Below are 11,686 nucleotides of genomic sequence, written 5' to 3' on the forward strand. Positions count from 1 at the left end.
ACCAGCAGAGTGCTTCCGGTGCCGAGGCCAGAGTGGCCAAGTATCCGGCGGGCAGCCAGGTCAGGGTTTACGTCAATCCGGCACAGCCCGCACAAGCCTGCCTCGAGGCCGGGCGGCACTGGACGGTATGGGTAGGGTTGGCGCTGACCTTGCTGTTTGTAGTGGCAGGGGCGGGTTTGTTGCTGGGCATCATTTGAAACCGGCGTATCGGCAAGGCGGCGTACTTTAGAGTGCGCCGCTTTTTTATGTCTCAGACCGATGTGCAGGTCTGTGTGTACCGTGCAATATTACTATTTGATATTAATCAATCAATCGCCAATATCAATAATAAATTATTAGATAAGTATTTAATTATCGGTGGTGGCGGCGTAAAGTAAGCGCTCCCTAAATGGCTGGATGGAGTGCTTTCATGTCGTTTCGCCGTATTGCCCCGCTTACCGCTGCCTGTCTCGCTGCTTTCTCGATGTCTGCCTTTGCTGCTCCGCTCGACCCTGCCAAGGTGAAGTCGGTGGTCGATGGACAGATCCCGTCTTATTTGCAGGACCACAAGGCCATTACCGAGATTGAATCGCCCACCGGCGACAAGGCGGGTAGCCGGCAGATGGCCGACTGGCTCAAAGCCCGCTTCGAGCCTCTGGGTTACAAAGCCGAGTACCGCGAAAACGACGCCGGCACCCATGTCATCCTGCGCAAGAAGGGTGAAGGCCAGCAGCGCGTGCTGATTCTGGGGCACACCGATACCGTGCAGCCCAAGGGCAGCCTGGCCAAGAAACCATACAGCTATGATGCCAAGACCGGCCTGTCGCAAGGCCCGGGCGCAGGCGACAGCAAGGCTTCGGTCGCCCAGTTGCTGCACTTCGCACAAGCGATGGAAAAGCTGGGTTACAAGAACTACGGCGAGATGATTTTCTACTTTGATGCCGAAGAAGAAGTCGGTTCCGATCTGGAAGAGCAGATCCTTGACGAGCTGGCCAAGCAGGCCGATCTGACCCTGTCGGTGGATACCGCCCGTCCGGGCTGGGGTCTGACCACGCAGCGCAAGTGGGCGGCCAACTTCGATATCAGCGTCAAGGGCACGACCGGCCATGCCGGCAACTCTCCACAGTCCTCGGCCAGCGCCACGGTCGAACTGGCCAACCAGATTACCCGCATCATGAAGCTGGCCAGCCCGCTGCCGAAAGATCCGTCCCAGTTCACGCCGCAAGGCCTGGCCAAGCGCGGCCTCGCCGACCATGGTCAGTTCATTCCCGAGCTGACTATCAATGTAGGCGTGATCGAAACCCCGAACACCAAGCGCAATAGCGTACCGGCGGCCGCCAGCGCCAAGCTGGATATCCGTGGCTATAAGGCGGAAGACCTGAAGAAGATTCAGGCTGCCATCGCCAAGATCGCCGCTACTCCTGCTGTGGGTGGCACCAAGGTCGAAGTGAAGGGCCCGTTCTCCTATCTGCCTGCCATGGAGAAAACCCCGGCAGCCGCGGCTCTGGTCGATTCGTACAAGAAGATCGTCAAGCAGCAATACGGTGCCAATGTGGTTGAATGGTCCGGTGGCGGCGTGACCATTGGCAACTTTACTTCCAAACACATCCCGACCATTGATGGTCTGGGCGTAGAGACCGACTACGAGCACGATCTGGACAAGGAAACAGTTGATCTCAAGACCTTCGCGCCACGCACGGTCAGCATGATTCTGCTGCTGGATGAAGTCGCGAACAAGGGCCTGAAGGCCAAATAAGGCTGGTTTTGGCATGTGTCGCATAGGGCGCCCGCGTGGCGCCCTTTTTGCGCCGGCTTATAAGCGCTGTTCCAGTAACTGGCTCAGGCGCAGCGCCGCCTGCTGCAAGGCGCTATCCTCTACGCCGGCATAGCCCAGCACCAGCCCGCTGGCCGTCGGCGCAGCCAGATAGTGGCGGGCCAGTGGCCGCAGCCATAGGCCTTCGCGTGCGGCAGTGCTGCTGAGCGCCAATTCGTCAAATCCATCCGGCAAACGGGCCACCAGATGCATGCCGGCTTCTCCGCGCGACAGCGGCAGCGCATCGCCCAGCGTGTGCTGCAAGACGCTGCGCAGCAGCAACTGGCGGTGCGCGTATAGCTCGCGCATGCGGCGGATGTGGCGGGCGAACTGGCCGCTGCCGATGAATCCTGCCAGTGCCGCCTGCAGCGGGTAATGGCCTTCACGGTAGAGGCGGGCATTGGCACAGCGAAAGGCATCGACCAGTGCGCCAGGCACGACCATATAGCCCAGGCGCAAACCGGGGTACATGACCTTGCTGAAGGTGCCGACATAGATCACATTCTGCTGCTCGGCCATGCCCTGCAAGGCCGGAATCGGCGCGCTGCTGTAGCGGAACTCGCTGTCGTAGTCATCCTCCACGATCCAGCTTCCCATCTGTTTTGCGCGGGCAAGAATATCCAGCCGCCGCGCCAGCGGCATCACGGCCCCCTGCGGATACTGGTGCGAGGGCGTCAGGTAGATCAGTTTGGGTATTGCACCGGTTGGCGCACGCTCGGGCGCCAGCCCCGCCTCATCGACAGGGACCGGCAGCAAGGAAAGCCCTGCGGCCTGCAAGGCTGATTGGGCACCGGGGTAGCCCGGCTCCTCCATCCATGCATAGTCTCCCTGATCGCACAGCAGGCGCGCACTGAGTTCCAGTGCACTTTGCGCGCCCTGGGTCACGATGATCTGGTCGGCATCGCAGCGCACGCCACGTGCCAGATTGAGATAATCGGCCAGGGCTTCGCGCAAGGGGCGGTAGCCGCCATCATTGCGGTAATGCAGCATCTCGGGCGAGGCCAGACGTTGATAGCGGTTTTGCAGCGCCTGCCAGCTGGCATGCGGAAAGCGGCGTATCTCCGGTACGCCCGGCGCAAAGGCACCGATCAATCCGACCGGCAAGCGGCTGTCGGCCACCAGTTGTGTGCCTCGTGCCGACAGCCCGGCGCCTGGCTGCAGTGCAATCGCCGGGGCATTGCTAAATACCAGCGGGGCTACGTAGGTGCCGCTGCCTTGGCGGCTTTCCAGATAGCCTTCAGCGACCAGCTGTTCATAGGCCGCTACTACCGTATTTCGGGCGATGCCCAGACTGCTTGCCAGCGTACGGCTGGCCGGCAGGCGGCTGCCACTCACCAGGCGGCCGCTGCTTATCCAGTTGCGCAGCAATATATCCAGTCGCGGGCGCGGAGTCGGTATCGCCGCCAGTGCTTCGCTGATCCAGTCGGCACTCAAAGTGGTTCTCCCTGTGGGCATGCAATTGGCTCTTACGTTAGGCCAGTTCCGCTTTTACCATGATGTCATTGAAAAGTCATGGGTGATCCCGATGTACATTCCTTCAGCTTTTTCCGTGGCGGACCGCGACGCCATGCATGCCTTGATGCGGGCTTATCCCCTTGCGACGCTGGTCAGGCATACGCCGCAAGGGCTGGTCGCCGATGCGCTGCCCTTGTGGCTGGATGCCGAAGCGGGTGTGCTGCAAGGCCATATTGCCCGCAGCAATCCCTTGTGCCGGGAGGGTACGTCCGACGCGCTGGCGATTTTTCACGGGCCGCAGGCTTATGTGTCGCCTTCCTTTCTGGCCAGCAAGCAGGTGGACGGCAAGGTGGTGCCGACCTGGAACTATATGGAAGTGCAGGTGCAAGGACGCTTGCGCCTGATTGATGACGAGAGCTGGCTGCTGCGGCAAATGGCGTCGCTGACCCATGCGCAGGAGGCGGACTTGGCGCAGCCCTGGACACTTGAGGATGCGCCGGCCGGATTTATCCGCAAGCTCAGCGCTGCCGTGATCGGGATAGAACTGGAAATCGGGCAGCTCGAGGGTAAATTCAAGCTTAGCCAGAACCAGAGTGCTGAAAACCGTGCCAGTATCCGTGCCGCGCTGGCGCAGAGCCCGCTGCCACAGGCGCAGCTCATGGCAAGGGCGATGAGCGATGATGAATTCGAAGCAGAATAAGGAGAGCCAGATGCAGCAAAGCGATTTCTATGCGGCAAAACTCGAGTTCGAGACCGACAGCTACGACGTGTTCACCCAGTTGCAAAATGGCGAGGCGGTGCAGCTGATAGACGGGCGCGCGCCGGCGGCATTTGCTGCCGAGACGCTGCCGGGGGCTATCAACCTGCCACATCGCAGCATCAATCCCGAGAGCACGCGTGATCTGCCGCGCGATGTGCTGCTGGTGAGCTTCTGTGACGGCATAGGCTGCAATGCCTCGACCAAAACCGCACTGGCCCTGTCTCGACTGGGTTTCAGGGTCAAGGAGCTATTGGGCGGTATTGACTGGTGGAAGCGCGACGGCTACGCGACCACCGCGACAGCAGGGCAGAGTATCGATTGCGGATGCGGAGGCTGAGATGGAGAATTTCGAACGCAATGCACTGGGGCAGCCGCTGGGGCTGCCGGTTCCCGGCTGGCAGGGCGCACCATTGCCACAAAAAATCACGCTTAACGGGCGTTATTGCCGGGTCGAGGCGCTGTATGCGGCGCTGGCCGGCGATGCGGCGGGCTGGACTTATCTTGGCGGCCGGCCGGACAGCCTGACGGATTTCATGGCAAAAATGCGCGCCGACGAAAGCAGTACTGACCCGTTGTTTTTTGCCATTGTCGACGATAGTGGCCAGGCGCAGGGCATCGTCAGCTATCTGCGCATCGATGCGCCCAATGGCGTGATCGAAATGGGCTGGATACATTTTTCGCCGCGCCTGCAACGCAGCCGCGTGGCGAGCGAAGCGTTGTTCTTGCTGCTGCAGCACGCTTTTGCGCTGGGCTACCGCCGTTGTGAATGGAAATGCGATGCGCTGAATGCGCCTTCGCGTGAGGCTGCCTTGCGTCTGGGCTTCAGCTATGAGGGCACCTTCCGTCAGGCGCGGGTCAGGCCGGACGGCCGCAATCGCGATACGGCTTGGTTCTCGCTGCTGGATGGCGAGTGGCCGGCAGTGCAGCAGGCATTCAACGACTATTTGTTGCCGGAGAATTTCGATGCGCAGGGCCGACAGCGGCGGGCTCTGGCGGCGCGGCACATGTCCTGATGTGGCGCATGGCCTTGTGTGTCAGATGATGGCCGGTTTGGCAAACGAGGCGATCACCTCGTGGCAAATCCATGTGCTGTCCGGCATCAGGTCGAAATGCGTGCGCCCGCTGCGTTGCAGATAGCGGCTATTCGGGAAGGCATCGGCCATCGCGGCCGTTGCCGCACGATAAAAGCAATGCTCACCCGCATACAGCAGGCAGGGCATCGCCAGCCTGGCGGGTGCATCCGATAGATCCGTCCAGCGTGCTTCGGCTTGTCTGAGTGCGAGCAGGCTGGCTGTGTCGGCTTGTTGCAGCCGTGCAGCAAGCGGAGCCGGCACGTCAAACATCTGTTGCCATAGGCTGCACCAGGCCTGTCCGCCCTGAGCCAGCGCCTGGCTGACCACATCGTTGTCCAAATCGACTTCTGCATGCATCTCGCAACCGCCAAGTACCAGCGCAGCCACTCTGTCGGGGTGTGTGGCGGCATAGGAGAGCACCATCTTGGCTCCCAGCGAATAGCCCCACAGTGTGGCGCGTGCGATGGCTAGCTGATCCAGCACTGCGGCGATATCTGAGGCCATCGCGGACAGTGCATAGTCGGCTGACTGGTGTGGGGCGCTACTGTCGCCATGGCCGCGCACTTCGATGGCGATCAGGTAAAAATGCGCTTGCAGTGTGTTGATATAGCCAAAATCAAGCCAGTCCCGTGCCGACATGCCAAAACCGAATACGAGTACCAGCGCAGGCCGCTCGGGTTGGCCCCAGACCTGATAGTGGATGGCGAGCGTATCGTTGTGGACATAGGGCATGGTAAGGAGTCTTGCTGAAGAAGTGGCGGTGCGGTGTTTAAACCGCGCTAAAAGAGACAAGGCCGTCACGGCAGGACGGCCTTGTGCTGACAGCCGCGCGCTTGATCAAGCGCGCATTGTGTCTTACTTGAGGGCGTGGATGGCCGGCAGATTGCGCCAGATGCCACGCACGTCCATGCCGTAGCCGAATACATAGCGGTCAGGCACGTCGATGCCGACGAAGTCTGCGGCGATAGGCTTTTCCTTGGCAATCAGCTTGTTGGCAAAGACGCCGCTGTAGCAGGCCTTGGCGCCCATTTCCATCACCTTGTCGCGGATGGCGGCCATGGTGTGGCCTTCGTCCAGGATGTCATCCAGCACCAGCACTACGCGGTCACGCACGTCTTCTTTGGGGGCTGTACGCCATACCAGTTCGCCGCCGTGGGTCTTGTCGCCGTAGCGGGAAACATGGACGTAGTCGAAATCCAGCGGGAACACCAGGCGCGGCAAGAGCTGGCCGGTAAACACCACAGCGCCGCCCATCACGGACAGTACCAGCGGATAGTCGCTGCCCAGTTTGGCGGTGATGTCGGCCGCCATGCGGTCGACGGCGGCATCGACTTCGGCTGCGGTAAACAGGATGTCGGAACTGTTGAGTATGCCTTGGGCTTCGGCAAAGTTTGGCATGAGGCGGCCTTTATTTTATGGACAAAGAAAAGTGCGCTGCACCGTGTGGGCGCAGCGCACGGGACTCAATGGTTTAGCGTGCTTGCGACTTGAGGTAATCGGCAAATTCAGCGCCGACCTCATGGTGTTTCAAGGCGTAATTGACGGTGGCCTTGAGGTAACCGAGTTTGGAGCCGCAGTCGTAACGGGTGCCGCGTAGCGGTAGTGCCAGCACGGTTTCGTCTTTCATCAGCGCAGCGATGCCGTCGGTGAGCTGGATTTCGCCACCGGCACCGGCTTGGGTGTTGACCAGCTTGTCGAAAATGCGTGGCGTGAGTATGTAGCGGCCGACCACGGCGAGATTGGACGGCGCCACGTCGGGGTGCGGCTTTTCCACGATGCTGGTGACTTGCTGGTACCCCCTGCTGTCTTCGGCCACTTCCACGATACCGTAGGAACCGGTCTGCTCGTGCGGCACGGTTTCAACGCCGAGGATGGACGAGTGGGTCTGGTTGAATACCTTGACCATCTGCTCCATCGCGCCGGGCTCGCCGTCGATCAGATCATCGGCCAGGATCACAGCAAAGGGCTCGTCGCCAACGGCAGGGCGGGCACACAGTACGGCATGACCCAGACCCAGCGCCTGGGTCTGGCGGATATAAATGCAGCTGACGGTAGGCGGGATAATGCCCTGCACCATGTCCAAGAGCTTTTGCTTGTTCTTGTTTTCCAGCTCGGTTTCCAGCTCGTAGGCCTTGTCGAAATGATCCTCGATCGAGCGTTTATTGCGGCCGGTAATGAAAATCAGCTCGGTGATGCCGGCGGCTACGGCTTCTTCCACCGCATACTGGATCAGCGGCTTGTCGACCACCGGCAGCATCTCTTTCGGGCTGGCCTTGGTGGCGGGCAAAAAGCGGGTGCCCATGCCGGCAACCGGAAATACGGCCTTGGTAATTTTTTGCATGACTGCTCCAAAAATAGGGTGGTTGTGCATTTTGTCGCCTCGCATTGTATTGGCTTTGACGCCGGTCGGGGAGTACTTATCCACTAAGCTTGGATGCTTGCCGTATTCTATTTTTATAGCATGGCAATTCAGCCCGCTGTTCAGGCCAGCAGCGCGCGTAGTGCCGCTTCGTCCAGTATTGTCACCCCGAGTGCGACCGCTTTTTCCAGCTTGCTGCCGGCAGCCTCTCCCGCCACCACATAGTGCGTTTTTTTCGAGACGCTGCCGGACACCTTGCCGCCGGCCGCTTCTATCAGGGCCTTGGCTTCGTCGCGCGACAGCGTGGGCAGGGTGCCGGTGAGCACAAAAGTCTGGCCGGCCAGTGCACGGGCACTGGCGCCGTGTTGCGGTACGGCGGCCAGCAGGGCCTGGGCCTGGCTGGCGAGCTGGCGCAGTTGCTCGCGGTGGCCGTCTGCATCCAGATAATCGGCCAGTGCATTGATGACTTCAGCCGGCAGCGTAAGGGCAATCACGCTGCGCCGCTCCATGGCCGCCAGTGCGGCAAGATCGGGTACCTGTTCCAGCAACTGCGCGGCGCGAATCTCGGTCAGGCGCGGGATGGCTAAGCGTGCCAGCAGTCGCTGCGGGCTGAGCAATTCGGCTAGTTCGACCGATGGCGCATGCTCGTCGGCCGGGGCGACGCCGGCGGCCAGCAAATCATCGATGGCGTGTTCGTTATTGGCCTCGGCAAAAAAGTCGGCAATCGAGGCGGCCACTACGGCGCCGATATCGGGCAGTGCAGCCAATAGCGCAGCCGGTGCATGGCGTACTGTTTCCAGCGTGCCCAGATAGTCGGCCAGCGTCTTGGCGGTGGATTCGCCGACATGGCGGATGCCCAGCGCAAACAACAGCCGCGCCAGCGGCGGGCGGCGGCTGGCAGCGATGCCGGACAGCAGGTTTTCCGCCCAGCGGGTCGGGGTTTTGTCTGCAGCTGCAGCCAGCAGGTCGCCGCTTTCGCCTATGGCCAGTTGTACGACTGCGCTATCCGTCTCGCCGGGCGTATTGTCGCGCGCATCGGCACGGCGCTTCATTTCCAGCAGGTCGGCCAGCGTCAGCCGGTAAAGGTCGGCCACCCGGTGCACATAGCCCAGATCGACCAGATTATCGATATGCTTTTCACCCAGCCCTTCGATATCCATCATGCGCCGGCCGGCAAAATGGCGGATGGCCTGCATGCGCTGCGCCTGGCAGGCGAAACCGCCGGCGCAGCGGGCAATGGTTTCGCCTTCTTCGCGCACCACATGCGAGCCGCACACCGGGCACTGTGCCGGCAGCGACCATGGCGGATAGCACGGCTCGCTTGCCGGGCTAAACAGATCGGCGCCGGCGATTTCTTGCTGCGGACGCTTGGCCAGTACTACCGATACCACTTCCGGAATCACATCCCCGGCGCGGCGCACATAAACGGTGTCGCCGACGCGCACATCCTTGCGCCGCACCTCGTCTTCATTGTGCAAGGTCGCGTTGGTGACGGTGACGCCGCCGACAAACACCGGTGCCAGACGCGCAACCGGTGTGAGCGCACCGGTGCGCCCGACCTGCACATCGATGGCTTCGACCGTGGTCAGCGCTTCTTCGGCCGGAAACTTGTGTGCGACGGCAAAGCGCGGTGCGCGCGAAACAAAGCCCAGTGCATCCTGCTGCGAGCGGCTGTCGACCTTGTACACCACGCCGTCTATGTCGTAGGGCAGGCTGGCGCGGCGTGCAATCATCGCCTCGTAATAGCCGGCCAGAGCCTCGACGCCGCTTAGCACCGGGCGCAGCTCGGGCGGCACCGCCGGTATGCCCAGGCTGACCAGATAGTCGATCTCGTGCTGGTGGCTGTCCGGCCACGCTGCACCGTCAAGCTGTGCGATGGCGTAGGCAAAAAAGGACAAATGGCGGCGCGCGGTGATGCGCGCATCCAGCTGGCGCAAGCTGCCGGCGGCGGCATTGCGCGGATTGACAAAGGCCTTGTCGCCGCGTGCCAGCTGCTCGGTATTTAACCGTTCAAAGTCCTGCTTGAACATCAGTACCTCGCCGCGCACCTCCAGCAAGGCAGGCGGGGTGGGGGTGTTCAGGCGCAAGGGAATGCTGCGTATGGTACGGATGTTTTCGCTAACGTTTTCACCGCTGCTGCCGTCGCCGCGCGTGGCGCCTTGTACCAGCAGGCCGTCGCGGTAAATCAGGCTCACTGCCAGGCCGTCGAACTTGGGCATGACGGCGTAGCTGGCCGTGCTGATGCTAAGTTCGCGCCGGATGCGCTCGTCAAAGGCGATCAGCTCGGCGTGGCGCGCGGCGAAGGCGGGCGCTTCCATTTCGGAAAACAGATTGGACAGCGACAGCATGGGCGTGTCGTGGCGCACGCTGTCAAAAGCCGCCAGTGGCGCGGCACCCACGCGCAAGGTTGGCGAATCGGGGGCTTTCAGTTCGGGGTGGGCGGCTTCCAGTGCTTCGAGCTCGCGCAGCAGGCGGTCGTATTCGGCATCGGGCACGCTGGGGGTATCCAGCTGGTAATACTCGCAGTTGTAGCGGTTCAGCAAGGCGGCAAGTTCGGCTGCGCGGCGGGCAAGCTCGGTCATCATTGCGCTCCAAAGCAAACAGCCGGCATTCGCGCCGGCTGCGGGTGTTGATATCGGTTGTTTATGTCTGAGCTGGTCAGGCAAACAGGCGCAGGGCGGCGAAGCTGCCCGGTGCGATGCCTCTATCGTCCATATTGCCGTAGATCTGCACCAGTTGTTCGCGGATGCGGGCCAGCCCCTGTGCGCTAAGTGCGCGGCGGTTGTCGTCGACCAGCTGGGCGTCGAACTCGGCCGCCAGCTCGCGGGCAAACTCGACGGCACGATCGAACACCTCGACTGCACCGGCTACGCGTGGCACATCAAACAATAGCGTCAGGCCGGGCAGGCGCTGGCTGGACAGGCTGGCATCGGAAAACGGAGTCTGGTCGGCACTGGTCAGCGAAAATAGGGTATTACCCGAGTCGGACAGGCAGTGGAAGGCCCCATCGTGTTCCAGTTGCAGGCCGCAGGCTTCGGCAAAGCTGCGCAACTCGGCACCATTGATCGGCGCGCGCGGCAGGATATTGATGCCGATCAGCATGTCGACATCGGCGCAGAAATGATCCAGCTCGCGTGCGGCAACCAGTTTTTGTGCGCGTTGCGGAAAGCTGACTGCCGCTTCGTTTTCTTCGGCAAAGCGTGCCACTTGCTGGCAGAAGCTGGCGATTTCCTGTTCATTGACCGCGCCGCTGCGATCCACCAACTGCAGCGCGATATTCAGTTGCTTGTAACGCACGCCAGGCAGTGCCTCCGCCTGTTTCCACAGGCCATGCTCGGTGCGGCCGATTTGCTGCACGCGCTTGGCCACGGCAAAGCGCGGCAGGGCGTTCAGCTGGAAAGGCTGACGGAAAACCACTTCGGCAATAAAGTCCAGCGACGGATCCAGCATGGCGACCACCAGTGCCTGATGGTCATCGGCATCCATGGGGGTCGGCATATCCAGACGGATAGCCTCCGGCTCGGGCAGCGGCTCAGCCGGCAGCTCAAGCGCGGGCGCCTCGGCGCTTCGGGACGCCATATTACCGGATGGCTCGGGCAAGTCCGGCAGATCCAGCGCTGTGGTCAGCACCGGCTCGAGACGATCGTTGGCCACGCCGTCGCGCACCTGATTTTTCGGCACGTCCAGCAAAACGTCGGAGTGCTCGCGGGCAAAAGCCTGGCGGGTCTTCGTTTTGAAGCGCCATTCCTGATACCAGTTAATGCCGAGTACCAGCGCGATAAATGCGCCGCCCAGCATCAGCAAGCCGATCTGTAATTCGCTCATTCAGCTTTATCCACAATACGGCTAATAGACGGGACAATATTATATCAAAGCCCGTCATGCAAACGGCTTTGGTTTTTAATGATTTTGTGCGCTCGCAAAGTGTGGCGAATAAGCGGACCATGGCGTGTGTTTTCCGCCCGTCAACGGAGCCCTGTTAATCGGTCTGGCGGAAGCGGATGGGCACATCGACGCGGTCGGCCACTGCGCTATTGCCGCGTCTGGCCGGAGTAAAGCGCCAGCGCTCGACGGCATCGCGCGCCGCGCGATCCAGCCGTGGAAAACCGCTGCTCTGCAAGATAGCGATATCGCGTACGCGGCCATCGGCTCCGACCTCTACCCGCAATACCACCCGACCTTCTTCGCCGCGCTCGCGCGAGCGTTCCGGATAGGACGGGGCAGGATTGTCCAGCGCGCCCGCGCGC

At 61.4% G+C, this 11,686-nt stretch carries 12 protein-coding genes; 5 read left to right on the plus strand and 7 right to left on the minus strand.

All coding sequences use genetic code 11. The annotated features are described in order from the left end of the window. The coding region (locus EGI20_RS13205) for a DUF3592 domain-containing protein (protein ID WP_498632024.1) at positions 1 to 197 on the plus strand (197 nt) is incomplete at its 5' end. 212 nt (positions 198 to 409) lie between these two features. Beyond that, complete coding sequence (locus EGI20_RS13210; protein ID WP_498632025.1) at positions 410 to 1,735, plus strand: M20/M25/M40 family metallo-hydrolase; 1,326 nt, start codon at positions 410 to 412, stop codon at positions 1,733 to 1,735. 57 nt (positions 1,736 to 1,792) lie between these two features. Here EGI20_RS13210 and pdxR read toward each other — a convergent pair whose 3' ends face one another. Next, positions 1,793 to 3,226: a MocR-like pyridoxine biosynthesis transcription factor PdxR gene (pdxR, locus tag EGI20_RS13215; protein WP_498632027.1), complete on the minus strand. Its 1,434-nt coding sequence runs from the start codon at positions 3,224 to 3,226 to the stop codon at positions 1,793 to 1,795. A gap of 91 nt (positions 3,227 to 3,317) precedes the next feature. Here pdxR and EGI20_RS13220 point away from each other — a divergent pair, with 91 nt between their 5' ends. From EGI20_RS13220 to EGI20_RS13230, 3 genes are read left to right on the plus strand one after another with little or no spacing between them, the layout of a single operon-like run. After that, entirely contained in the window at positions 3,318 to 3,947 is a 630-nt protein-coding gene (locus EGI20_RS13220; protein WP_498632028.1) for an FMN-binding negative transcriptional regulator, read from the plus strand. Between the two features lie 10 nt (positions 3,948 to 3,957). Next, positions 3,958 to 4,344: a rhodanese-like domain-containing protein gene (locus tag EGI20_RS13225; RefSeq protein ID WP_498632030.1), complete on the plus strand. Its 387-nt coding sequence runs from the start codon at positions 3,958 to 3,960 to the stop codon at positions 4,342 to 4,344. Between the two features lies 1 nt (position 4,345). Beyond that, positions 4,346 to 5,020, plus strand: coding sequence for a GNAT family N-acetyltransferase (locus tag EGI20_RS13230; RefSeq protein WP_498632032.1), 675 nt, complete (start codon positions 4,346 to 4,348; stop codon positions 5,018 to 5,020). 21 nt (positions 5,021 to 5,041) lie between these two features. Here the strand turns inward: EGI20_RS13230 and EGI20_RS13235 are convergent, their stop codons facing one another. The 6 genes from EGI20_RS13235 to EGI20_RS13260 form a co-directional block, all read right to left on the minus strand. Then, positions 5,042 to 5,812, minus strand: coding sequence for an alpha/beta fold hydrolase (locus EGI20_RS13235; protein WP_498632033.1), 771 nt, complete (start codon positions 5,810 to 5,812; stop codon positions 5,042 to 5,044). Positions 5,813 to 5,935: 123 nt separating this feature from the next. Beyond that, positions 5,936 to 6,478: a hypoxanthine-guanine phosphoribosyltransferase gene (locus EGI20_RS13240; protein WP_124734667.1), complete on the minus strand. Its 543-nt coding sequence runs from the start codon at positions 6,476 to 6,478 to the stop codon at positions 5,936 to 5,938. Between the two features lie 73 nt (positions 6,479 to 6,551). Then, complete coding sequence (galU, locus tag EGI20_RS13245) at positions 6,552 to 7,421, minus strand: UTP--glucose-1-phosphate uridylyltransferase GalU (RefSeq protein WP_124734668.1); 870 nt, start codon at positions 7,419 to 7,421, stop codon at positions 6,552 to 6,554. A 140-nt stretch (positions 7,422 to 7,561) separates the two neighbouring features. Further along, positions 7,562 to 10,021, minus strand: coding sequence for an NAD-dependent DNA ligase LigA (gene ligA / locus EGI20_RS13250; RefSeq protein ID WP_498632034.1), 2,460 nt, complete (start codon positions 10,019 to 10,021; stop codon positions 7,562 to 7,564). A 76-nt stretch (positions 10,022 to 10,097) separates the two neighbouring features. Then, positions 10,098 to 11,264: a cell division protein ZipA C-terminal FtsZ-binding domain-containing protein gene (locus EGI20_RS13255; RefSeq protein ID WP_498632036.1), complete on the minus strand. Its 1,167-nt coding sequence runs from the start codon at positions 11,262 to 11,264 to the stop codon at positions 10,098 to 10,100. Positions 11,265 to 11,418: 154 nt separating this feature from the next. Then, positions 11,419 to 11,686: energy transducer TonB (locus EGI20_RS13260; protein ID WP_498632037.1), on the minus strand; the 268-nt coding region annotated here is incomplete at its 5' end.

The organism is Aquitalea sp. S1-19 (assembly GCF_024343515.1).